The sequence below is a fragment of the Actinacidiphila acidipaludis genome, from assembly GCF_019890725.1.
GTDB lineage: Bacteria > Actinomycetota > Actinomycetes > Streptomycetales > Streptomycetaceae > Actinacidiphila > Actinacidiphila acidipaludis.
This window is the reverse complement of record NZ_JAINZZ010000005.1, coordinates 132406-156803: the sequence shown is the minus strand read 5'-3', so window position 1 is coordinate 156803 and position 24398 is coordinate 132406. Positions and strand designations below refer to the sequence as shown.

Sequence of the window (24398 nt, the reverse complement as noted above, 5' to 3'; positions counted from 1 at the left end):
CGACGGCAACCTGGCCGGGCTTCCCGGTGGGGCTCGGACTGGTGGGGGTGGCGGGGTGGTGGGGGTGGCCGTTCGCCGCAGGCTTGTGCGGGGCACGTTCCGGTTCATCTTTGCATCATGCCAAAGTGGCCGGGTGCCCTCCGCACCACCCCCTGCGCTCACCAGCCGAGGTCGCCGGCCGGCTTCCTGCCCGCGAGTGGTTCCTCGCCGGCCGCGGCGAAGGCCTCCAGGGCTTTGATCAGGCCGCTGCGCTGGCTGCGGGGCATGGCCGCGACGATGCGGGCGATCTCCGAGCGCCGCCGCTCGGTGGCGAGCCGGACGGTGCTGCGCCCTTTGTCGGTGAGGCTGATGAGGATCTCGCGACGGTTGTCCGGATTGGCTGTGCGGTCGAGCATGGCGGCGGTGGCGAGGCGGTCGACCATGCGCATGGCGGTGGAGGGGATGACGTCAAGGTGTTCGCCCAGCCTGGAGATGTTCATCGCGCCCCGGCTTTCGAGGACGACCAGCATCCGGAACTGCGGCAGGGTCAGTGTCTCCTCGACGGCGGCCAGCGAGCGCGCGGAGACCGAGACCAGCAGGCGGGACGCGGTCAGCACTGCGGTGACCACGTCGTCGGCCACCTCGTCGTGAGGTGCGGCGGCTGTGACCTCGTCCGTGGTCGATGGGTCGGCCGTTTCGGTTGCACGCTTGGGCATGCATCCTTTCTACCGCCTTGGCCGGGCCGTGCTGCACTCCTGATCGACCGCCGTCGCATTTTGCACACGGCAAGCATTTGTGTTGCATAATGCAAACATGCTGAATCGTCCCCGCTCCCACAGTGCTGCCCCGGCCACCGTCCTGCGCGTCCGCACCGGCGTGCCCGCCGTCGTCACCTCCCTGCGCGAAGCGAAGAGTGGACTGCTGGTGCTCGCCCTTGTGGTCGGGTGCGGTGCCGGGCTCGGGGCGATCGCGTTCCGGTGGCTGATCCAGACCTGCACGCGACTGCTGGCCGGACACGCGGACTATTCGGCAGCGGGACATGCCGCCAATCCGCACGTGCCGTGGCTCGGACGGTGGTTCGTGGTGCTGGCGCCGGTGCTCGCCGGGCTGGTCTACGGGCCTCTGGTCCAGCGTTTCGCGCGCGAGGCGCGCGGCCACGGGGTGCCGGAGGTGATGTACGCCGTCGCCAGGCGCGGCGGCCGGATCGCCCCGCAGGTCGCGGTGGTCAAGTCCCTGGCCTCCGCGCTGTGCATCGGCGGCGGCGGATCGGTGGGCCGCGAGGGGCCGATCGTGCAGATCGGCTCCGCTCTGGGGTCGACGCTGGGCGGCCTGGTGAAGGTGGCCGAGGACCGGATGCGGGTGCTCGTCGCCTGCGGCGCCGCAGGCGGCATCGCGGCGACGTTCAACGCGCCGCTGGCCGGGGTGTTCTTCGCGATGGAGCTGATCCTGCGCGACTTCACCGCCGAGGCGTTCGGCATGGTGGTGCTGGCCTCGGTGACGTCGAGCATCATCGGCAGGGCGGCATTCGGCAATCACCCGTTCCTGAGCCCGCCGGCCTTCGCGGTCACCCACCTGCCGGAGTACCTGCTCTTCGCGCTGCTGGGTGTGCTGGCCGGTGCGGTGGGAGTCGGGTTCTCCCGGATCCTGTACTGGGTCGAGGACGCGTGTGACTGGGCCTGGCGCGGGCCTGAGTGGGCGCGGCCCGCGGTCGGCGGGCTGCTGCTGGGGCTCCTGCTGCTCTTCCTGCCCGAGATGTACGGCGTCGGCTACCCCGTCCTGGGAAAGGCGATCGACGGACGATACGCGATCGGCTTCCTGCTCGTGCTCGTGGTGGCCAAGGCGTTCGCGACGAGCCTGACCATCGGCATCGGCGGCTCGGGCGGGGTCTTCGCACCGTCGCTGTTCATCGGTGCGGCCTTCGGGGCCGCCTACGGTGCGATCGCCCACCACCTGGCCCCCGGGGTGGCCGGGCCGGTCGGCGCCTACGGGCTGATCGGCATGGGTGCGGTCTTCGCCGGGGCGGCCCGGGCCCCCATCACCGCGGTGGTCATCCTGTTCGAGCTGACCGGCGAGTACACGATCATCCTGCCGCTGATGGCCGCGATCGTGCTGGCCACCGGCGTCAGCCGCACCCTGACCGGTGACACCGTCTACACGCTCAAGCTGCGCCGCCGCGGCATCGACATCGACGACAAGCCCACCGCGGCGGCGTTCACCGGCCTGCGGGTCCGCGCGGTCATGGAATCCCTGCCCGGACCGCTGGACGGCTCCCTGCGCCTGTCCGACGCCGCCGTCGCCCTGGCCCGCTCGGTTCACGGCACGCTTCCCGTCCTGGCCGACGACGGCACCTACCTGGGCACCGCCACCGCCCGTGCCGTCGCCGAGGCCCTCGCCGACGGCCTGCACGACGAAACGGCCGTCCGTGCGATCACCCATCTCCCCAAGCCCGTCGACGCCGAGACCGACCTGTCCACGGCCCTGGACGCCCTGGTGGCCGCCGAGGGCTCGGGCCTGCCCGTCCTCGACGACTCCCATCACGAACTGGTCGGCTGGATCACCCATCAGTCCGTACTGACCGCCATGCACACCCCGGCGCAGGCCACCCCGCCACAGCCTCAGATGCCGGCCGTCTGACCGGCAAGCCGACCAGCGAAATCTCGCACTCCATCCGATTGGCGGACAATAAGTCAGATTATCCGGGTAATTCATATGCATTGTGCAAAGAAGCACTGTGCAAGAAAGCCGGCGCCCCTGACGCCGACCCGATGAGAACGGGGAACACACATGTGCCCGATCACCCGGAGGAGTCTGCTCGGCCTGACCGCGGGGGCCACCCTCGCCGCCGCGACAGGATGCGCCGCCGGCACCCGCACCGCGGACGCCCCACACGGCGACGGCGCCGCCCCGCCGGAAGGCCATCGGTCGGTCGGCGGGGGCCAGCCCAAGGGCGTGCCCATCGGTGACGGCTCCACGTCCGACACCGGCGCCCAGCCCCACCAGCCCACCGCTGAACGCCTCGAACCCGGCCAGAAGCCGCCGCAGTTCGTCATCTTCTCCTGGGACGGCGCGGGTGAACTCGACAACGGCCTCTTCGCCCGCTTCCGCAACCTCGCGCGAGAGCACAACGCGAAGATGAGCTTCTTCCTGTCGGGCCTGTACTGCCTGCCGGAATCGAAGAAGGACCTGTACCGGCCGCCGAACAACCCCGTCGGCGCCTCCGACATCGGGTACTTCAAGGACGAGCACATCAAGACGACCCTCGAACAACTGCGCCTGGCCTGGCTGGAGGGCCACGAGATCGGCACGCACTTCAACGGCCACTTCTGCACCGGCCGGGGCAGCGTCGGCAACTGGACGCCGGCGCAGTGGGAGAGCGAGATCGACCAGGCGATCGACTTCGTCACCCACTGGAAGACCAACACCGGTTTCACCGACGTGGCCACGCTGCCGTTCGACTACCGCAAGGAGCTCGCCGGCGGCCGCACCCCGTGCCTGCTGGGGCAGGACCAGTGGCTGCCGACGGCCGCCAAGCTGGGGCTTCGCTACGACGCCAGCGGGCCCGGCGGCAACCAGGTCTGGCCGTCCAAGAAGCAGGGACTGTGGGACCTGCCGCTCCAACTCATTCCGTTCCCGGGTCACTCCTTCGAGGTCCTGTCGATGGACTACAACATGCTGGCCAACCAGTCCCACGCGGCCACGAAGTCCGACCCGCGCAACTACCCCTACTGGCGGCAGCAGGCCACCGCTTCCTACATCGCCGGCTTCCAGCGGGCCTATGAGACCAACCGGGCGCCGTTCTCCATCGGCAACCACTTCGAGCAGTGGAACGGCGGCATCTACATGGACGCCGTCCAGGGCGTCCTGGAGCACATCGCGTCCCTGAACGCCGACGACGTCCGGATGGTCTCGTTCAAGCAGTACGTCAACTGGCTCGACGCCCAGGACCCCGCGATGCTGTCCAAACTCCGCACCTTGGACGTGGGCAAGCAACCCGCCGAGGGCTGGGCGGAGTTCACCCGGTCACTTTGACACCGAGCACCGCGGGGCGACACCGCCCCGTACCCCGCTCGTCCGTGGATTTCCTCCATCAGGCACATTTGGGCAGACTGTTCCGCCGACCTGTTCTGATGGAGGCCACCCTCGATGGACCACGCCGAGTCGTTCGCGGTCGTCGTCCTGATCGCCGCCGTCGTGGCCAGCTTCGCGGTGGCCTCGCACCGGTTGACCGAGCGCACCCGCATCCCGGCGCCCGCGCTCTTCCTGGTGGCGGCCGCGATCGCCTCCGACGTCTTCCCTTCCCTGACTCCGGGGTCGGTGACGGTCACCCAGGACGTGGTCACCGTCGCCCTGATCGCCGTGCTCTTCGACGGCGGCATGAACATCGGCTGGCAGCGGTTCCGGACGACGGCCGGCGCCATCGTGTGGACCGGCGTGGCCGGCACCTTCCTCACCGCCGCGGGCGTCACCGCCGCCGCTCATTGGCTCGCCGGATTCGGCTGGCAGGGCGCGCTGCTGCTGGGAGCGGCCCTGTCGCCGACCGACCCGGCGGTGGTCTTCTCGGTGCTGGGCCGCCGGGAGATCAGCGGACGCAGCGGCACCCTGCTGGAGGGCGAGTCGGGTGCCAACGATCCCGTCGGCATCTCGTTGATGGCCGCGCTGCTGTCCGCGGGCTCGCACACCGGGGGAGCGGCGGTGGGCCAGGGGGCGGCCGTGTTCGTCGAGCAGATGGTCATCGGCGCCGCTGTCGGTGTCGCGGGCGCGTGGGCGCTGGGGTGGCTGATCCGCAAGGTGCCGCTGCCGAGCGAGGGTCTGTACCCGCTGCGGACCCTCGCCGGCGCCTACGCCGTCTTCGGTGTCGCAGCGGTCGCCCACGGTTCCGGATTCCTTGCCGTGTTCACCGCCGGGATCCTGCTCGGTGACGTCCGAGCGCCCTACAAGGCGGAGATCGAGCGCGTCCACTCCTCCCTCGCCGCGATCGCCGAGATCGTCGTCTTCATCGCCCTGGGCCTGACCATTCCGCTGCACACCTTCGCCCACGAGCACGCCTGGGGAGCGGGCCTCCTGCTGGCCGGCCTGCTCGCCCTCGTCATCCGGCCCGCGGCCATGGCCCTGCTCCTGCCATTGATCAGACTCCGCACCGGAGAGCGGGTCTTCATCGCCCTGGCGGGCCTGAAGGGCGCCGTGCCGATCCTGCTGGGAAGCTACGCGCTGACCAGCCACGTGGGTCACGCCCAGCGCATCTACGACGTCGTCTTCGTCGTCGTCGCGCTCTCGGTCATCGTCCAGGGCGCCGCCGTGCCCGCCCTCGCGCGCTGGTGCGGCATCCCGATGCACAGCAGCGAACTCGAACCCTGGGCGGTGGGTGTCCGGCTCCGGTCCCGTCCCGAGGGAATGCGCCGCTGGCGCATCGAGCCCGGTTCCCCGGCGGACGGCAGCCTCGTCATCGACCTGGACCTGCCCGACGAGGTGTGGATCAGCCTCGCCATCCGGGACGACCAGCCCCTGGCGGTGACCGGCCGCACTCGCCTGCAGGCCGGCGACCAGATCCTTGCTCTCACCGACCCCGACGAGCCCGACTGCGCGGCCCACCTGTTCACCCGTGCTGCGCCCTGACCGGGCACGGGGTCGGTGCGGGCCGCCTACCGAACAGCAGCCCTACGGCTACCCGAACCCGTCCGGTCGGACACCAGTCCCCAGGGGCCGCCACCGGAGGACGCGTCGAGGGCTGTGCCGGGCTGATCCGCGGGAAACCTTTGCTTAGGGCAAAGTTTGCGGCTAGTGTGCAGCTTGCTCGCCACGTGTCGAGTGCGCGCTCTCCCCTGCCGGAGAGTCCCCGGCGGTCCGAAACGCAGGGGCACGCGTCCGTTCACGAAGGGGGGAGCAGCTCGTGGATAAGACGCCACCTGGAGATGACAACGTCGCACCTCGAAGCGACGTGCTGCGAGCGGCCGCCGCCTTTTCCGGTGATCCCGCCGCGTGCTCGCGGGCCCGAGACTTCACAGCGGCTTTCCTGCGTCGGGCTGCGCGAGCCGACGACCGGGTCCAGTTGAGCCGGTGCGGCGACGTCGTGCTCGTGGTGACCGAGCTGTTGACCAACGCGATGCGCCACGCGCCGGGGCCTTGCGCGCTGACCCTGGAGCTGGTCGGTGTCGAGCTGGCGCTGACGGTGTCGGACACGAGTGCACAGCGGCCCACCCCGCAGCCGTTCGCACCACAACGCGTCGGGGGGCATGGCCTGCACATCGTCATGGCGCTGGCCAAGAACGTGTACAGCCGTCAGACCCCAGGTGGGAAGGCCGTACGTGCCGTCATGTCCTTGGCATGACCTTGGGGAGCCAGGGCCGTGGACAACCCGGGCGACGATGTCGACCGACTGATCCCCAGGACTTCTGATGGGGCACCTCGGTTCGGCACGGCGATGAGGCGCCGTGCCGAGCCGATCCCCAACGGCCGCTGCCATGGCGACGCCGGGTCGCCGGAGGGGAGAGGGCTGCTGCCGCTCAGCGGTCGGCCGCAGCGAGACCGGGGCGGGGCGTCACGCCGCGGTTGTGGACGCGGATGCCTGTGCGGAAGGCGCGTTCCGGGAGCGGGCCGGTGCGGCCGAGCCGCGGCTCGGGGCAGGCCGGCCACGTCGACCGCGGACGGGGGCGCCGGTGCGGCGGGGGTGCTCGGCCGGCGGCGCGGAGACGCTGACGGGGATGCCGGACGGCGCCTGGGCGCCGGTGATACGGCTCAGTTCGGCATCGCCGGAGCGGACCTGGGTGGTCTGCGCGGTGATGCCGGCGGTGCTCATGAGCCGGCTCACATCGCGGCGCTGACGGGGCAGCACCAGAGTGACGACGGTGCCCGACTCGCCGGCGCGGGCGGTGCGGCCACCGCGATGCAGGTAGTCCTTGTGGTCGCTCGGCGGGTCGACGTTGACGACCAGGTCGAGGTTGTCGACATGGATGCCCCGGGCGGCCACGTTGGTGGCGACCAGCACGGTGACGTGGCCGGTCTTGAACTGGGCCAGCGTACGGGTGCGCTGTGACTGGGACTTGCCGCCGTGCAGCGCCGCCGCGCGCACGCCGCTGTCGAGCAGGTGCCGGGTGAGGCGGTCGACCGCGTGCTTGGTGTCCAGGAACATCATGACCCGGCCGTCGCGGGCGGCGATCTCCGTCGTGGTGGCGTCCTTGTCGGCCGCGTGGACCTGCAGGACATGGTGCTCCATCGCGGTGACCGCACCTGCCGAGGGATCGACGGAGTGGACGACCGGGTCGGAGAGATAGCGGCGGACCAGCAGGTCGATGTTGCGGTCGAGGGTGGCCGAGAACAGCATGCGCTGGCCGCCCGGCCGCACCTGGTCGAGCAGCGCGGTGACCTGTGGCATGAAGCCCATGTCCGCCATCTGGTCGGCCTCGTCCAGCACGGTGATGGCAACCCGGTCGAGCCGGCACGCGCCGCGGTCGATGAGGTCCTTGAGCCGCCCCGGCGTGGCCACGACGACCTCCGCCCCGCCGCGCAGCGCGCCGGCCTGCCGGCCGATCGACACGCCGCCGACGACAGTGGTGAGGCGCAGGCGGACGCTCCTGGCGTACGGGGTGAGCGCGTCGGTGACCTGCTGGGCCAGTTCCCGGGTGGGCACCAGGACCAGGGCCAGCGGCTGCCGGGGCTCGGCGCGCTGTCCGGCTGTACGGGCCAGCAGCGCCAGACCGAAGGCAAGCGTCTTGCCCGACCCGGTGCGGCCGCGCCCCAGTACGTCACGGCCGGCCAGGGTGTTGGGCAGCGTGGCGGCCTGGATGGGGAACGGGACGGTGATGCCCTGGTGCGCGAGTTCCGCCAGCAGCCGGTCGGGCATGGTCAGCGCGGTGAACGCCTCCACCGCCGGGATCGCGGGGGTGACGGTGACGGGCAGGGCGAACTCGCCCTGCGGCGCGACCGGCCGGCCCGGGGCCGAACGGCCCCGGCCATGGCGGCGGCCGTCGCGGGCACCGGCGAAACGGCCGTCGGATCCCTTCGAACGTGTGCGGAACGACGGGTCTTGCGTACGCATGGTGGTGCTCTTCATGCAAAGCCTTCCTCGGCGCGGTACGTCGAGGAATTCCGGGGCGGAAACCACACGCGGGGGAATCGCAAGGACGGACCGATGAAAAGTGAGGTCCGGACGGGCAGCGGACTGCCCGGGACGCTCTCGGGAGAGAGAACCGCTGTCGGGCCGCCGCACAGAGAAGGCGACGGCGAACGCGGTGACGGGAGGCCGGCGGGCGGGTTCCGCCCCCTGTGGTCTCCGGTGGGGTGGGTGCGGTCGTCATCGGACCGCGGCGCCCCTGCTTCGGGGGCCCTGCGAACAACCGGAGGCCGGGGCCCGCACCCCAAGGTGCGGGCCCCGGCCTCCGCGCGTGCCGATCGTCAGGCAGGAACGATGTTCTCGGCCTGCGGGCCCTTCTGGCCCTGCGTGACGTCGAAGGTCACCTTCTGGCCTTCCTGGAGCTCGCGGAAGCCGGACGTGGCGATGTTCGAGTAGTGGGCGAAGACGTCAGGACCGCCGCCCTCCTGCTCGATGAAGCCGAAGCCCTTTTCCGCGTTGAACCACTTCACGGTGCCAGTAGCCATGTCATATCTCCTTCGGGGGCAGTACCCGGAGCCGCACACCGCGGCCTCCGTGTCGCCGCGATGATCGCCCCACCCGGGACACAGACCCGGAAAAACAAAAGTGCTCCCACCACCGAGGGTGATGAGAGCACTTGAAGTTTGGGAACCACAACTGCAACTGATCGACAACGTAGCACGGAAGCGACGGCCGTGCGGGTGCGACACGCCGCCGGCCCACGGCTTGACGCGCCGCTACGCGCGCCGTCGTCGGCGCCGGCCACGCGCCCTCTACGGTGGCCGTACCCTCCCTGCCGAGCGTGGAGTCGATGTGGGAACCACGACGATCAATGGGCTTCCGGCGCACCCGTTGTGGGTCCACGCCGTGGTCGTCCTTGTGCCGCTGTCGGCGCTGGTGCTGGTGGTGTGCGCGGCGTGGCCCGCGGTGATGCGCAGGACGGGGGTGGCGCTGCCGCTGCTGGCCCTGGTGGCCCTGGCGTCGGTCCCGCTGGCGACGGACGCCGGGGAGTCGCTGCAGGAGCGCGTGCCGGAGACCGCGGCGGTGGAACACCACACGGAGATGGGCGGCGACCTGCTGCCCTGGAGTGTGGGGATCTTCGCGGTGGCAGTGGTGCTGTGGGTCGTGCACCGCGGCTTCGTACGGCGTGTCGTGCGGGCAGGCGGCGGTCAGGGAGGCACCTGGGTGGACCGGCTGTCCCTGACCACAGCGGCGGTACGCGTGGTGGCGGTGGTGCTGGCGCTGGTCGTGGGGGTGGGAGCGGTGGTGCAGGTCTACCGGATCGGCGATTCCGGGGCCAAGGCCGTGTGGCAGGGCCGCTGACCTTGGGCCCGTTCCCCGGTCCCCGGGGCCTGACCGCTGGGGCGGGGCGGGGCGGGGCGGAGGCGTACGGCGCGCCGCGTCGCGTCGCCGAGCCCACTCAGCGTGCCACCGTCCCGGTTCGACGGTTCTACGTCATGTAGTACTGTACGGAAAGTTTGCCGCCCGCGATCGAATCCATCCGAGCGGGTCCGTACTCGCTCGCCTTTCCGTGCCGGTGTGTGCATCGGTGCCTCAAACCGTTGCCACGCCCACGCCACCCGTGGTCGTCTGGTCCGCGGCGTTCGTGAACGTTCGGGCGGACGCTGCCGTGCAGGTCCGGCGCGACACGTGTCCGTCGCGACCCTGCCGTTCCGATGCGGTCGCCTCTCCGTCGCGGCTCGATCCCCACCCCCTCAGGAGTACTCGTGCCCCTCACTTCGCCGTACCTCGCCCCCTCCGACGCGTGGAGCGACGCGGCCCTGCTCCACGCCCTGGAGGAGGTGGTGGCGGGCGAACTCGACCGGCACCTGGGCGTGGCCAAGGAGTGGATGCCGCACGAGTACGTGCCCTGGAGCGACGGCCGGAACTTCGACGGCGTGCTCGGCGGTGAGGCATGGGCGCCGGAGCAGTCCAAGGTTTCCGAGGTGGGCCGGATCTCGCTGGTGGTGAACCTGCTGACCGAGGACAACCTGCCGAGCTACCACCACGAGATCGCCACTCTTTTCGGCCGCGACGGCGCCTGGGGCACCTGGGTGCACCGCTGGACCGCCGAGGAGGGCCGGCACGCGATCGTGATGCGCGACTACCTGCTGGCCAGCCGGGCGGTCGACCCGTGCGAGCTGGAGCGGTTCCGGATGCAGCACATGTCGGAAGGCTTCGAGCACGACCACCGCCACAGCATGCTGCACTCGGTGGCCTACGTGGCGTTCCAGGAGCTGGCCACGCGGGTCTCGCACCGCAACACCGGCCGCGAGTCCGGTGATCCGGTGTGCGAGCGGATGCTCGCCAGGATCGCGACCGACGAGAACCTGCACATGGTCTTCTACCGGAACCTCCTGGCCGCGGCGCTCGAGCTCGCTCCGGACCTGGCCCTGGTCGCCATCCGCGACGTCGTGGTGGACTTCCGGATGCCGGGGCACGGAATGCCCGGCTTCGAGCGCGCGGCGGCCCGGATCGCCGTCGGAGGGGTCTACAACCTGCGGATCCACCACGACGACGTGCTGCTGCCGGTGCTGCGCCATCTCAAGGTGCTCGAGCGCGGTGGACTCGGCCCGACGGGACTGCGTGCGCAGGAGGAACTGGGGCTCTTCATGGGCGGGCTGAACGACCAGGCGGTGCGCTTCGACGAGCGTCGCGCGGCCCTGCTCGCCCGCCGCCAGGCCCGCGCCTGACGTGGCGGGGGCGGTTTCGTCCGGTAGCCGTCGGTGGCGCGGAGACCGGTCCGCCCGCCGAGGAGAGGCTCAGCGCTTCAGCCGATAGCGGTGTTCGGGACGGCCGTTGGTGCCGTAGCGAAGTTCCAGGCGGGCTGTGCCCTCCTTGACGAGGTAGGACAGATAGCGCTGCGCGGTGGCCCGGGAGACACCCGTCGCCTCGGCGGCCTCGGCCGCCGACAGCGCGCCGGGGTCGGCGCGCAGCGCCTGGTGGATCGCGCTGAGCGTCGGCGCGGAGTGGCCCTTGGCCGGGATGCGCGGGACGGCGGGCGGCCGGGCCGCGCTGAACAACGCGTCCACGTCGGACTGATCGGGCCTGGACGTCCGGCTGAGGGCCTCCGCACGGTCCCGCAACTCACGGTAGGCGCCCAGGCGCTCGGCGAGGTCGGCGGAGCCGAACGGCTTCACCAGGTAGCCGACGGCCCCGAGTTTCATCGCGGCCCGCACGGTGGAGACGTCGTGGTCGGCGGTGATCACCAGTGCGTCGGGGCGGCTGTCGGCGTGGTCCTGGCTGAGCCGCCGCAGGATGTCGAGCCCGCTGCCGTCGGGAAGGAAGATGTCCAGCAGCAGGAGGTCCGGAGCCAGGGCGCGGACCGCGTCCAGAGCCTCGGCCACGTTCACGGCCCTGCCCACCACGTCGAACGCGGGCACCCGGCGTACGTAGTCGCTGTGGAGCTGGCCGACCCGGAAGTCGTCGTCCACCACGAGGGTTCTGATCATCCGAGGTCACTTCCCATCGGCAGTGCTTTCGTGAACAGCGCGCCCTGACGGGCCGGCTCCGCGCCCGGCTGGGGCAGGACGACCGTGAAGACCGCGCCGGGGCCCTCGCTGACCGTGATGGTGCCCCCGTGCCGTTGCACCAGTCGGTGCACCAGGGCGAGTCCCAGGCCGCGGCGCGCGGTGCCCCGTTCGGGGCGGGTGGACCAGCCGTCCTCGAAGATCGACTGGGCGGTGCCCGGGGCGATGCCCCGGCCGTTGTCCGCGACGCGTACGACGATGAGGTCGTCGGCCTCGGTCACCGTGAGCAGGATCCGGCGCCCCTCCTCCGGGCGTGGCGCCTCGGCCGTCGCGTCGACCGCGTTGTCGAGCAGGTTGCCGACGATGGTCAGCAGCCGGCGCAGGTGCGGTGGGTCGTCGCCGAGCGCGGAGTCGTCGGTGAGGGCGATCGTCACGCCCCGTTCGGCGGCGACGGTGGACTTGGCCACGATGAGCCCGACCATCAGGGAGTTGCCTATGTGGCGGCGGACGGCCTCGGTCAGGGCCTGACCGGAGCGGGCCGTCTCGATGGCGTAGTCGTAGGCGGACTCGTGCTCGCCGATGTCCAGGAGCCCGGCCAGCGTGTGCATCCGGTTGGTGAACTCGTGCTGCTGGGCCCGCAGAGCGTCGGTGAGCCCGCGTACGGAGTCCAGTTCACGCAGCAGGCCGATCAGTTCGGTGCGGTCGCGGACGGTGACGACGGCGCCCAGCGCGCGGCCCTGCAGGCTGACCGGCATACGGTTGACGACGAGGCAGTGGTCGTCGGTCAGGACGCTGACGTCGGTTCCGGTCAGGGTGCCGTCCAGGGCGCGGCGCAGCCGGCCGTCGGGCAGCAGCTCGTCCAGCCGCTGGCCGAGCGCCGTGCCGATGCCGAGCAACCGCCGGGCCTCGTCGTTGACGACGGTGATCCGTCCGTCGGGGGACACGGCGACCACTCCCTCCCGGATGCCGTGCAGCATGGCCTCGCGGTCCTGCAGCAGGCAGGCGATCTCCTCCAGCTCCAGGCCGAACGTGGTCCGCTTCAGCCGCCGGGCCAGCAGCGACGCGGCTGCCGCCCCGATCGCGGTGGCGATCGCGGCGTAGAGCCCGAAGGTGGGCAGCTCGAACCACAGCTCGCTGAGCACCGCGCGTTCCGGGATGCCCACGGACACCTCTCCGACCAGTGCACCGGAAGTGCTCGTCAGGGGGGCCTTGGCATTGGCGGACCGGCCCAGCGCGCCCTGGTCGATGCCGACATGAGTGCGGCCGTCCCTGACCACAATCGGCTCGGCGACCCGCTTCCCGATGAGAGACGGCATGGGGTGCGAGTGCCGTACGCCGTGCAGGTCGATCACCACCACGTACGACGCGTGGGCCGCCTTGCAGATGCGCTGGGCGACGGGCTGCACCACGTGGGTGGGGTCCCCGTACTCGGTCGCGTGCCGGATCTGCGGGTCCGCTGCTGCGATGCTGGCGATGGCCAGCGCCCGCTGCTCGTAGGACCGGTCGAGTTCGGCACGTTGCACGAACGCGAACAGGACGAAGCCGATCAGGCCCGTGAGCGCGAGGATGGCGAGCTCGTTGGCGAGGATCCGGGTGGAAAGCCGTCGCCTTCCGCCGCGTCCTGCCCGGAAGCGGATGGGTTTCACGGGTACCTCTTCGTTGCGGTGACGCGTCGTGCCGGGCGCCCGTCGGACGCTCGCTCCGGGAAGGTCTTCCTGGATGTGCGGGTGGCGCGATTGTGCCGCACGGCCAGGGCGCTGCCCAGCCTCCGCCCACTGAGCAAAACGAGCAGAAGTCCTGGTTACGCGGCTATCGCGGGATAGCTCGGAAACAGCGACGTAACGCCGGGCCGTCTCTAGCGTCTGCCTTCCTCGGCCTGTGAGGAACTCCGGACGCACTGCCCGGCGGATCCACGCGGAACGGCCGGGGAACCCCGAACCACGGAAGGAAGCGGTCCCTCATGGCCTCGCGCAACGATGTCGCGACGAGCCCGGGCACCGGTGCGGCGGACCAGGCGGACGCACGCATCGAGATATCCGGGCTCACGAAACGATTCCTGACCCCGGCCGGTGAGGTGTTCACGGCGCTGGACGGCGTCTCGTTCACCGTGGAGCCCGGCCAGTTCTGCGCGGTGGTGGGCCCGACCGGCTGCGGCAAGTCGACGACGCTGAGCATGGTGTCCGGCCTCGACCGGCCCAGCGAGGGGTCCGTCCGCGTCGGCGGCCGCGAGGTGGAGGGCATCACCGACGGCGTCAGCTTCATGTTCCAGACCGACGCCCTGCTGCCCTGGAAGACGGTCCTCGGCAACGTGCTGATGGGCCCGGTCTTCCGCCGGGTGCCCAAGCAGCAGGCTCAGGCCTCGGCGCGTGACTGGTTGCGCCGGGTCGGACTCGCCGGCTTCGAGGACCGCTACCCGCATCAGCTGTCCGGCGGCATGCGCAAGCGCGTCGCGATGGCCGCGGCCCTCATCAACGAACCCAGGATCCTGATCATGGACGAGCCGTTCGGCGCCCTCGACGTGCAGACGAAAGCGATCATGTCGACCGAGCTGCTGAGTCTGTGGGAGCAGATCCGGCCGTCCGTCATCTTCATCACCCACGACCTCGACGAAGCGGTGGCACTCGCCGACCGGGTGGTCGTGATGACCTCGGGCCCGGGCTCGGTCAAGGCGGTCTTCGACATCGACCTGCCCCGGCCGCGCGGATCGGTCCAGGAGATCCGCTTCCAGCCCCGGTTCATCGAACTCCAGCACCAGATCTGGGACACGCTGCGCGAAGAGGTCGAGCGCGCCTACGCCCTCACCGCGGGAGGCGCGGCATGACGACGGCATCCACCGCTTCCACCACCGCCATCGCCGACGTCAAGGACGGGGCCGCGAGGACCGCCCGGCGTGCCGCGCGTCGTCGCACCGCTCTCGTGTGGGCGGGCCGGATCGCCCTCGCGGCCTTCGTCATCGGTGGCTGGCAGCTGTCCACGATGTGGGGCATCGTCGACCCGTTCTTCTACGGGCAGCCCTCCGGCATCTGGAAGAGGCTCGTCGAACTCTTCCAGCACGGGACCCAGTTCGGCTCCTTCTACCAGAACATCTGGACCACCATCCAGGAAGCGCTGGCCGGCTTCGCCGTGGGTGCCGTCACCGGGGTCGTCTTCGGTGTCGCGCTCGGCCAGAGCCGCTACCTCTCCGACGTCCTCGGCCCCTACATCAAGATGGTCAACGCCATTCCGCGCATCGTCCTCGGCTCGATCTTCATCGTCGCCTTCGGCATCGGCGTGACGCCGAAGATCCTGCTCGCCGCGGTTCTGGTGTTCTTCATCGTCTTCTTCAACGCCTTCCAGGGCGTCCGCGAGGTCGACCGCAGCGTCCTCGCCAACGTCAGGGTGCTCGGGGCCTCCCGGATGCAGATCACCCGCCATGTCGTCGTGCCCTCGGCACTGACCTGGATCATCGCCAGCCTGCACAGCGCCTTCGGCTTCGCCATCGTCGGCGCGCTGGTCGGCGAGGTGCTCGGCGCGCAGAGCGGGCTGGGCCTGGTCATCAAGACCGCGCAGAACAACTTCGATCCCAACGGCGTGTTCGCCACGATGCTCGTCATCGCGGTCATCGTGCTCGGCGCGGAATGGCTGATCGGCAAGCTCGAACGCCGGCTGCTGTCGTGGCGGCCGCCGGCGCCCACCGAGGCCAACTCCCTCTGATCCGGCCCGCCGTCCGCCGCTCCTGCCGCGTTCTCCCTTCCCTCCCATGCGCCACTTCCGTGCGTACCACTCCCCGAAAGGTGCCGGCCCCGTCATGTCCAAGAGAACCCTCACCGCAACGCTCGTCACCGTCCTCGCGCTGAGCGCCGCCTCCGCGTGTTCCGGCAACTCCGGGTCCTCCGCCTCCGGCGGCACCCCGACCGTCAGGCTCATGGTCGGCGGCATCGACAAGCAGATCTACCTGCCCTACCAGCTCGCCGAGAGCCTCGGCTTCTACAAGAAGTACGGCGTCAAGGTCGTGCTGAGCACCGAGCAGGACGGCGGTGTCGGCGCCGAGGAAGCCATGGCGTCCGGGCAGGTGGACATGGCCGGCGCCTGGTACAACCACACGATCGAATTCCAGGCGAAGGGCAAGGCGGTCGAGGACGTCGTCCAGCTGTCCGGCGCGCCCGGCGAGCGGGAGATGTGCACCGCCAAGAGCGGCGTGAAGTCCGGTGCCGACTTCAAGGGCAAGACGCTGGGCGTCACCGACCTCGGGTCCGGCACCGACACCCTCACCCAGGCCATCGCCGCGCAGAAAGGCGTGAAGCCGGGCGAGTTCCACCGGCTCGCGGTCGGGGCCGGCTCCACCGCGGTGGCCGCGCTGCAGAACGGCAAGGCCGACTGCGTCATGACGACGCAGCCCACCGTCGCCGCGATCCAGAAGAAGGGGGTCGGCACCTCCGCAGTCGACCTGGCCACGACGGACGGCGCCAAGGCCGCACTGGGCGGCGCGTTCCCGGCCGCGGGTGTCCTCGCCCGCACCGACTGGGTGAACGCGCACAAGGACGCGACGCAGAAGGTCGTCGACGCGCTGGTGGCCACCATGCACTGGATCAACACGCACAGCGCGGCCGACATCGCCGACAAGCTGCCTCAGTCATTCGTGCAGAACCAGCTGGTCACCAAGGCCGACTACATCACGGCGCTGAACGAGGACAAGGGGCAGTTCCTGCCCGACGGGATCATGCCTGCCGGCGGCCCGAAGACGGCGCTGGCGACCGAGAAGATGGTCGGGGCCGTGACGTCGTCGGTGGACCTGAGCGCGACGTTCACCAACGACTTCGCCCTCAGCGCGAACAAGAAGGAGGGCTTCACCACGACCACGACGCCGGCCGGCGCCGACGGCTGAGGCATCCACGCTCCGCGGTGTGGCGTCTACAAGCTTGTAGATGCCACATCGGTCGAGGCCCCCTCTGGCCGGGGCGGCGCCACGGCCGGAGGGCGCCTCGAGGTGCGGAGGGGCACACCCGCCGCTACCTTGCTGTGGGGGACACAACCGAACCACGTTGCTCTCTTGCAGGCAGGACGCCTTCCACGGGGACACGGCCCGCAGGCGGAAAACGATTCGCCCCCGGCCTCCGCCTGCTCCTGGAGGTTCGATTCCATGGCACTGTCACGTACCGGCTTCACCACGGCCGTAGCGGCGGCCGCCGTCGCCATCCCGCTGAGCATCGGCGGTCTGGCACCCGCGGCGAACGCGCAGAGCAGCTCACCCTCGCCGACCCCTACCTCGACCAATTCCGCCGGCATCTTCGGCCCCGGCTGCTCCTCGCTGCCCACGACCGGAGCGGGCAGCGCCGCCGTCATGGCCAAGCAGAAGGTCGTGGCCGCGGCGACCGGGAATCCGCTGCTGAGCACGCTGGTCAGCTACGTCAACCGCGCCAAGCTCGCCAACACGCTCGACACGTCGAACAACATCACCTTGTTCGCACCGACGAACGCCGCCTGGCAGAAGCTGTCGTCCTCCCAGCGGACCACCCTGGTCAACAATCCGACGCAGCTGAAGAAGGCGCTGGAGTACCACGTGGTGCAGCAGCACGTGACGAAGGCGGAGCTGCCCAACGGCTCGTTCACCACGCTCGAGGGCTCCAAGCTCACGACGTCCGGCTCGGGCACGAGCTTCAAGGTGAACAACACCGCCAACATCGTCTGCGGCAACATCCCGACCGCGAACGCCACCGTGTACCTCGTCGACACCGTGCTGATGCCGCCCAGCTGAGCGGGAGGCGGAACGGGCCTTCGCGCGGTACGGATCCTTCGTGCCGCGCGAAGGCCCGCACGGCTGTCCGGCCGCGGAGCCGGCTCCGTCCAGGCCACTGGGCAGCCATCGCCGCCAGGGCGGCCTTCAGTAAGCCTTGGGCCCCGTCCGCTTCATGCGGACGGGGCCCTTGCTCGGCCTGTCTCCTTGTTCGCCCCGCGGCAGCGGAGCCGCTTCGGCGGAGCCGACTGCCCGTCTGACGTGGCCTTAGGACGAAGCTAGGACGGACAAAGGAAGCCTGTACCTAGCGTGTCCACGGTGTGCTGTGCCAGAGCCGCGCAACGCGCAGTACAGCGACGAAACGTTCGGTCCATGCGGAATCGGTATGTCAAGCGCGGTCTCGACGCCCGCACCGGAAAGGCACGCCACCTCATCGCCTCCGGCCGGGCGCGCGCGGGATTTGGTCCGGTGCCTGTGAACACATCCGTGAAGCCAGAACAGAGGAGAAGCAGTGACGTCCGTCCGCGGGAAAACCATGGCGGTGGCCATCGCCGTGGCCGCAGCTCTTGCGGGGTTCATACAGGCGGTTCCGGCAAACGCGCGGCCCGCACCCCCGGACACGAGCAGCGTCGGCAGTCCGCCGGCGCCCGGTGCGGTAGCCGATCCCGACGCGACGCTCGGCAAGGGGTGGCGGACCTCGTCGGACCGAGCCGTGGTGGCGGCCGCCGACAGCGACGGCGTGCATCTGCTGGTCGCCGACAGCAATAGGGCGTATGCGTGGCGGACCGCGGCGGTCCTGGCGGAGCCGGGGATGCCGGCGGACACATGGGTCGGCAACAGCTGCGTCATCGACTCCTCGCACGCAGCCGTCGTCTACGCGCCGCGCACCTTCACCAACCACGAAGACCTCATGCTGGGCGGCGCGTTCACCGCGGTCGTGGACCTCGACAAGGGCGTCGTCACCAAGCTGCCTCTCACCGCGTCGCTGGCCTACTTCGACCCGTCCTGCAACCCCGCCACACGCACAGCCGCGTTCACCGCCTATCGCGACGACACGACGCATCTGGTCACGGTGAACACCTCCGGCGCCACCGTCGCGAACACCACCGCGAGCGGGCAGGTGACCTCGGCAGTGCCGGTCGCCGACGGCGACGTCGCCGCCCTGGGCCACCACTTGGTGCACATCGGCCGCACAGGCAAGGTCGCAAGCCTGGCCGTGGCCGACAGCGCGCCGTACGACATCCACCCGGCGGGCAAGGACAAGGCAGGCAAAGACACCTTCGCCTTCCTCGACCACAAGGGCGACAGCACCGCTCACGCCAAGGTGTGGGCCTCCGGCACAGTGGTCACGGTAGCCGGCGGCCCGCTCGGGGACCTGGCGCTGAAACAGGGCGGGCCCGGCGGTGTGTTCCTGACCGGGCACCCCACGGGAACGCCGAAGACCGCGGGCACCGGCGTCACGCGAATAGCCGCGGACGCCGGAGCGGTGTTGTCGAGCCAGGGGCGCTTGGCCGTCGACCCGGTCCTGACGCCCGGCGTCCGGGCGGGTCTGGCCAGTATCGCGGGCACCGGCAGCGACACCACCTCCGCTGAACCGGCACCGGGCCCCGCCCCGGCCCGGACGCCGACCACGGCCGACGGGTCGGTGCAGTTGACCGCCACCGCCACCGCGACGGGCAAGAAGATCACGCAGACGGTCGGCGCCCCTCCAGCGGCAGCCGGCACGGCGACGCTGTCGCCCGCTCTCGCGGGCAGCGCCGGAGCCGTCACCCAGGCGAAGGCCCAGGCCCGGAAGGGACGGGTCAAGGCTCGGGCCACAGCGGCGGACACCGACGACCACAACCCCGTGGACACCGACCGCTGGTGCTCGGTGCCGCGCAACGACGTCAATGAGCAGGCCCTGCAGCCCACGCCCAACCAGGTGGAATGGGCGGTCGACATGGCCGTGCGCGGCGACCTGAACGCGAGCTGGATCGCCCAGGGCGGCTGGCGCGCGCAGACCGGCCTGAGCAGCATCGACCCCCAGGCCCTGTTTCCCGCGCCGAGCCTGATCGGCGGAGGACGCATCCCCGCCCAGGTCGAACTCGGCATCCTCGCCCAGGAATCCAATCTCTGGCAGGCCGAATCCGGTGCGATCCCCGGTCAGATGGGCAACCCGCTCACCGGCATCGTCGGCTTCTACGGCCACTCCGGCTCCGACCCCTCGGACTACTGGAAAATCGACTGGACCAAGTCCGACTGCGGTTACGGCGTGGGCCAGGTCACCGACGGCATGCGGATGGCCGGACACGAGAAGCCCGGTGAGACCGCTCTGTCGCCGACGCTGCAGAAGGCCGTGGCGCTGGACTACACCGTCAATGTCGCCGCGTCGCTGAAGATCCTGGCCGACAAGTGGAACGAGGTGCACACCAGCGGCCAGACCGTCACGGTGAACAACGACGACGCGTCCAAGCCGGAGAACTGGTTCACCGCCGTCTGGAACTACAACCTCGGTTTCAACCGTCCCGCGGGCGCTCCCGGCGTTCCGTGGGGACTCGGCTGGTACAACAACCCGGCCAACCCCATCTACCCGCCGTCGCGGCTGGCCTTCATGGACACCACCCTCGATGCGAAGGCGAACGGCGACGCCGCTCACCCGCAGGACTGGCCGTACGAGGAGAAGGTGATGGGCTGGGCCGCCTGGTCCATCGACACCGGCCACTCCTACGCCACCTCAGGGCGTCAGGACTGGCCCGGCGACAGCGGCTTCTCGTCCGCCGGCTTCCAGCCCTCATGGTGGCTGACCGACCAGATGCGCAGTCAGATCAAACCCCCGCTGGACACCTTCTGCACGGCGGACAACGCGTGCGACGTCTCCAACCCGCCGCCGTGCGAGACGCAGCACATCGACGGCTGCGACCAACTCCACTGGTGGAACAACGAACAGACCCTCTGGAAACCGGACTGCGCCGACACGTGCGGCCACGAGAGCATCAAGTACCAGACGCTACGGGCCGAACCCGGCCGCGGCTACCGTCTCCAGTACGGCACACCCGACTGCGCGGCGCCACCTGCCGGCGCACTCGTCGTCGACTCCGTACCCGACGGGACACCCACCTGGAGCACCTGCGGCAACGCCACCTCCCAGGGCACGTTCCAGTTCACCTTCTACCCCGACACCGACTATCCCGATGGCGTCGCCCGCTACGAAGCCAAGGGGGACCTGCACCAGATAGGCGGCGGCTACCAGGGACACTTCTGGTACGCCCACGACCGGAACGCCGCACACCTCGGCGGCGAAGGCGGACGCATGACCGTCCTGGGCGACTGGAAACTCGGCGCGCCCCTGCCCCAGAAGCAGGCGAAGATCTACGTCCACATCCCCGACACCGGAGCGCAGACCACGGAGGCCGACTACCAGATCGTCACGCCCTTCGGCACCGTGACCAAGACGATCTCCCAGAACGCCAACTCGTCCAACACCTGGGTTTCCCTCGGCGCCTACCGGTTCAACGACCAGGCTCCCGAAGTCAGGCTGTCCAACGCCAACAGCACCGGCACCGGCGACAAGGACATCGCCTGGGACGCCGTCGCCTTCGTTCCGGGCGACTACTCGCAGATGCCCGGCATCACCTTCCCCAACCCCGACGACACCGCGCCGCTGCCGGATTGGGAAGGGCAGCCGAACCCCGTCACACGCGGCGAACCGGACACCCCCGCGGCCGCTGCCCTGCACACGTCGAGCACGCGTACGGACGTGGGCGCCTCCCTGCTCCGCTCAGCCGCACAACTGCCCGGAGCCGGTGCGGGATCGCACTGCGCCCCCGTCGACGCGAAGGGCCGCACCACCTGCCTCACCATGGGCGCCCCGCCCGCACGGGGTTCCGCCCGAGCCCGCGCGATGGCGAAATCCCTTTCCGAGGCCACCGGCCAGCCCAGCATCGTGCCGTGGTGCTCATCGGACAGTGTCAGCTACACGGGCGACGCGGACACGCGCACTGACGCATGCCTGAACAAGATCAACCCGCTGATCGTCGCCTTCGTCGTCGACGGGAAGGTGATCGGAACCGCCACCTTCGCCATGACCCAGGAGATCCATCTGCTCAACAACACACCGGAGATCGACCAGTATCTGGTGCTCGTACCGATGGAGATCTCGCCCACGCTCGGTGCGGTGACCTTGAGCTGGATCACGTCCGAGGACTGTGACGACTGCACGCAGGGTCCCAAGGCGAGCGGGGGAGCGATGACGTGGGTCGGCCCCGAGGACACCCACGCGGCCAGTCAGTTCTTCACGACCACCTGGAACGGTACGGACCAGGAAGAGGTCAACCTCGGATGGGACCTGAGCGGCACCATCTCCTCCGTCCCCGGGGTCGTGGACACCGCCAGCCTGGGCAACACCTACGGCGACCTGGCCATCCGGTGCGACGACATCACCAAGGGTGCCGGCAATGCCGGGTGCGTCTTCAAGAACTACACACCCACGTACACCGTCAGCACCGATCGCTACCCCGCGGCCGGCGCGTACTACTGGCTGATGAAGACGCACAACGCCAACCACTTCGGCAGCAGGGCCGACAAGTCGCCGCTGCACTACAGTTCCGACGGGCAGACGGACAACCGCAGTGTGATCTGCCCTGACAGCTGGACCGGACGCACGGAGACGCCCGACGTCAGTTGCGACGAGTACGCGTTCGCCACGACCAAGGAGAGCGGCGGCGCGTCAGGAAGCGGCGTGACATCAGGGGACCAATGCGCGCAGTTCTACGCGACCCCGATCGACAGCGATACCTGGACCCTCAGGGACGACGACCGCTACGACATTCCCAACTGGTCGGAGAAGTGCGGGCGGGCCAGCATTCCGCTGGACCAGAACTCCGGGGCGCTCGCGCCCTTCGGCCGCACCGGTGGATTCGTCTGGTACAACCGCATGCTGGACGGAGACGCCTTCTGGGTCGCCACGCCTGGCTTCGATCACTGCACGGCGGCGGACACCACCTGTGTGATGCAGAAGAACGCCACCTGATTCTTCACTGAGCGCCTGGGTGCGGCGGCCCTGACCGGGTCGTCGCACCCAGGCGCTGCCGGCTCCCGGTCACAGGGTGCGCAGATCCGGATGGCCGCTCACCGCCACCGTGGGCAGCTCCCCGTCCATCACCTGGCCCCGCGGCAGGGACAGGCCGAAGTGCCGCTCGATCACGCCCAGGGCCATCGCCCACCGCTGCGCGCCGACCGTCAGCGGGGTACCGTCGGGCAGCAGGACCCCGGCGCTCTCGAGGGACGGATTGAGCAGATCAGGAAGGGTGCCCCACCGCCTGCTCTCCTCCCCGAGCCCGAACGAGCACACCACGTCCCCGTCCATCGCGCAAGAGAACATCGGAGGCGGGTGATCCACCTGCGGGTCGAGGTTCACCGCCTCACCGCCCCCCTTCGACAACTCGGCGAGGACGCTGCGCCGGGTGCCACGAGCCTCGCCGTACTCGGCGGCGAACGCCCAGCCGTTGGCCTCCCCGAGGCGGGCGATCCCGGCATTCGGATCGATCAAGAAGGGCTCGATGTCCCGCGCTGCCGCGGACACCGGGACCGCCGACGCGTCCGCGCCCAGCCGGATCCCCAACTCCCGGGCGCTGATGCCCCGTACAAATGTGACACTGAAGTACCACGGCGAGTCCGCCAGCCACCTCACACCGTTGTCCACCGCTCACCCTGTCTCGTTCGCGCGCCGGGGATTGCTTCGCACCAAGCCTTGCATGATCTCGGCACAACCGAGCAACGGCTGCTCGTACCTTCACGGGCGACCGGCCTGGGTACCGGTCACCGTGCCTGCGGGCGGTGCCGCTCACCTCACATCACGTCCGCGAGGTAGTCCGAGCGCGATAACGCGGTGCCTCGCATGCTCGGAACGGGAGTTGGCCAGTGATCTGTGGAGGGAGCGTTCGTGAGGATCGAAACCGTGAAGCGGCCCCGACGCGTTGCTGTCATCGGAGTGGGCATCCTCGGAGCCAGCGTGGGCTGGAACCTGTCCCGGCGAGGCGTCCAAGTGGTCTTCATCGACGCGGGCCGGCCGGGCGAAGGCGTCACCGACTGGTCCTTCTCCTGGGTCAACGCGAGCAACAAGACGGCGCTCAAGTCTTACTTCGACCTGAACGTCGCCGGCATGGCCGCCCACCGTGAGCTCGCCAGGGCCATCGGGCCGGACTCATGGTGGTATCCCAGTGGCCACCTGCGCTGGGCAGACGACCGCGCGGCCGAGACGAAGCTGCTGGAAACGGCGTCACTGCTGACGAGCTGGGACTACCGGGTCGAGGTGCTTACGGGCGCTGAGGTACGTCGCCTCGAACCCGCTCTCCAGCTGCCCGACCGGGTTCCCGTCGCCTTCTGTGCTGACGAAGCGTGGGTGCACGGGCGTCATCTCGTCGAGCGCCTGGTGGGACAGGCGGTCGCGGCCGGCGCCGAGCATCGCTTCGGCACCGCCGTGCGTGGCATCGGCACCGATGCCGACCGGCGCATCCGGACGGTTGCTCTGTCCGACGGGAGCGTTCTCGACGTCGATGCAGTCGTGAATGCGGCAGGGCCCAGTGCCTCCGAGGTCGCCCGGTTCGTGGCACGGGACCTGCCGATGCGCCGGGAACCCGGCGTCGTCACCCGGATCGGCTGTACCCGTGTCCCGGTCCGTCGGGCCATGCATGCGCCTCACATCGAGATCCGCCCTCACGGGGATGCCGAGGTGGTCCTCCACAGCCGCGAGGTGGACGGACTCATCGACGCACTCATCGACACAGAGGCAGATCCACCGGAACTCGCACAGCGGCTCCACGAAGCGGCGTGCCACGTCGTTCCGGAGTTGCGTGACGCTCGCATCGCACAGACCCGGGTGGTGCAGCGGCCCATCCCGGCTGACGGATTTCCCTCGGTGGGAGAGGTACCGTCCGTGCCGGGCTACTACGAGGCCGTTTCCCACAGCGGCATCACGCTCGGGCCGGTGATCGGCCGGCTGCTCGCTTCGGAGATCCTCAGCGGGACGAGAGACGCGATGCTTGCGGACTTCCGCCCCGAGCGGTTCCCCTCGGGGAATGGGTGGCCTTCGCCCCCACGCTAGCCGCGTCGGTATGCTGACAATACGGGTCAGGAAAGCGGCCCCGGTTCCGCAGAAGTGCGGACAGGGGAG

At 70.1% G+C, this 24398-nt stretch carries 18 protein-coding genes; 12 read left to right on the top strand and 6 right to left on the bottom strand.

All coding sequences use genetic code 11. From position 1 onward, the window contains the following. Positions 1-158: 158 nt before the first annotated feature. Positions 159-695: a MarR family winged helix-turn-helix transcriptional regulator gene (locus K7862_RS06635; RefSeq protein WP_222961468.1), complete on the bottom strand. Its 537-nt coding sequence runs from the start codon at positions 693-695 to the stop codon at positions 159-161. 205 nt (positions 696-900) lie between these two features. Between K7862_RS06635 and K7862_RS06630 the strand changes: the two genes are divergently transcribed. From K7862_RS06630 to K7862_RS06615, 4 genes are all read left to right on the top strand, one after another. Then, positions 901-2613, top strand: a complete 1713-nt coding sequence (locus tag K7862_RS06630) for a chloride channel protein (protein ID WP_222961565.1) — start codon at positions 901-903, stop codon at positions 2611-2613. Positions 2614-2763: 150 nt separating this feature from the next. Further along, positions 2764-4008 (top strand): polysaccharide deacetylase family protein, encoded by a 1245-nt coding sequence (locus K7862_RS06625; protein ID WP_222961467.1) that lies wholly within the window; start codon positions 2764-2766, stop codon positions 4006-4008. A gap of 114 nt (positions 4009-4122) precedes the next feature. Next, positions 4123-5592, top strand: a complete 1470-nt coding sequence (locus tag K7862_RS06620) for a cation:proton antiporter domain-containing protein (RefSeq protein ID WP_222961466.1) — start codon at positions 4123-4125, stop codon at positions 5590-5592. A gap of 274 nt (positions 5593-5866) precedes the next feature. Then, positions 5867-6304 carry an ATP-binding protein gene (locus tag K7862_RS06615; RefSeq protein ID WP_222961465.1) on the top strand — a complete coding sequence of 146 codons (438 nt, stop codon included), beginning with the start codon at positions 5867-5869 and terminating at the stop codon, positions 6302-6304. Between the two features lie 210 nt (positions 6305-6514). Here K7862_RS06615 and K7862_RS06610 read toward each other — a convergent pair whose 3' ends face one another. Then, positions 6515-8026, bottom strand: a complete 1512-nt coding sequence (locus K7862_RS06610; protein WP_262412756.1) for a DEAD/DEAH box helicase — start codon at positions 8024-8026, stop codon at positions 6515-6517. 341 nt (positions 8027-8367) lie between these two features. Beyond that, the gene (locus K7862_RS06605) at positions 8368-8571 is read right to left on the bottom strand and encodes a cold-shock protein (RefSeq protein WP_030846597.1); all 204 of its coding nucleotides are present in this window, start codon (positions 8569-8571) and stop codon (positions 8368-8370) included. A 307-nt stretch (positions 8572-8878) separates the two neighbouring features. Here K7862_RS06605 and K7862_RS06600 point away from each other — a divergent pair, with 307 nt between their 5' ends. Both K7862_RS06600 and K7862_RS06595 read left to right on the top strand, forming a co-directional pair. Beyond that, the gene (locus K7862_RS06600; RefSeq protein ID WP_222961464.1) at positions 8879-9388 is read left to right on the top strand and encodes a DUF2231 domain-containing protein; all 510 of its coding nucleotides are present in this window, start codon (positions 8879-8881) and stop codon (positions 9386-9388) included. Positions 9389-9792: 404 nt separating this feature from the next. After that, on the top strand, positions 9793-10758 hold the full coding sequence (locus K7862_RS06595; protein WP_308011882.1) for an acyl-ACP desaturase: 966 nt from the start codon (positions 9793-9795) through the stop codon (positions 10756-10758). A 69-nt stretch (positions 10759-10827) separates the two neighbouring features. Here the strand turns inward: K7862_RS06595 and K7862_RS06590 are convergent, their stop codons facing one another. Together K7862_RS06590 and K7862_RS06585 are read right to left on the bottom strand one after the other, a co-directional pair. Then, on the bottom strand, positions 10828-11517 hold the full coding sequence (locus K7862_RS06590; protein ID WP_222961462.1) for a response regulator: 690 nt from the start codon (positions 11515-11517) through the stop codon (positions 10828-10830). Continuing rightward, positions 11514-13181, bottom strand: a complete 1668-nt coding sequence (locus K7862_RS06585; RefSeq protein ID WP_308011881.1) for a sensor histidine kinase — start codon at positions 13179-13181, stop codon at positions 11514-11516. Before K7862_RS06585 ends, K7862_RS06590 begins: the two co-directional genes overlap by 4 nt. 314 nt (positions 13182-13495) lie before the next feature. Here K7862_RS06585 and K7862_RS06580 point away from each other — a divergent pair, with 314 nt between their 5' ends. The 5 genes from K7862_RS06580 to K7862_RS06560 all read left to right on the top strand — a co-directional run bounded on the left by K7862_RS06580 (position 13496) and on the right by K7862_RS06560 (position 22256). Next, positions 13496-14356, top strand: a complete 861-nt coding sequence (locus tag K7862_RS06580; RefSeq protein ID WP_222961461.1) for an ABC transporter ATP-binding protein — start codon at positions 13496-13498, stop codon at positions 14354-14356. Next, the gene (locus K7862_RS06575) at positions 14353-15228 is read left to right on the top strand and encodes an ABC transporter permease (protein WP_222961460.1); all 876 of its coding nucleotides are present in this window, start codon (positions 14353-14355) and stop codon (positions 15226-15228) included. The genes K7862_RS06580 and K7862_RS06575 overlap by 4 nt, the downstream gene beginning before the upstream one ends. A gap of 94 nt (positions 15229-15322) precedes the next feature. Then, positions 15323-16399, top strand: coding sequence for an ABC transporter substrate-binding protein (locus tag K7862_RS06570; protein ID WP_222961459.1), 1077 nt, complete (start codon positions 15323-15325; stop codon positions 16397-16399). A 255-nt stretch (positions 16400-16654) separates the two neighbouring features. Further along, the gene (locus tag K7862_RS06565) at positions 16655-17269 is read left to right on the top strand and encodes a fasciclin domain-containing protein (RefSeq protein WP_222961458.1); all 615 of its coding nucleotides are present in this window, start codon (positions 16655-16657) and stop codon (positions 17267-17269) included. Between the two features lie 490 nt (positions 17270-17759). Next, the gene (locus tag K7862_RS06560; protein WP_308011880.1) at positions 17760-22256 is read left to right on the top strand and encodes a golvesin C-terminal-like domain-containing protein; all 4497 of its coding nucleotides are present in this window, start codon (positions 17760-17762) and stop codon (positions 22254-22256) included. Between the two features lie 69 nt (positions 22257-22325). Here K7862_RS06560 and K7862_RS06555 read toward each other — a convergent pair whose 3' ends face one another. Beyond that, positions 22326-22928: a DUF6461 domain-containing protein gene (locus K7862_RS06555; RefSeq protein ID WP_308011879.1), complete on the bottom strand. Its 603-nt coding sequence runs from the start codon at positions 22926-22928 to the stop codon at positions 22326-22328. 240 nt (positions 22929-23168) lie between these two features. On the opposite strand from K7862_RS06555, the gene K7862_RS06550 reads away from it, so the two are divergent. Then, on the top strand, positions 23169-24329 hold the full coding sequence (locus K7862_RS06550; RefSeq protein ID WP_308011878.1) for an NAD(P)/FAD-dependent oxidoreductase: 1161 nt from the start codon (positions 23169-23171) through the stop codon (positions 24327-24329). Positions 24330-24398 lie beyond the last annotated feature (69 nt).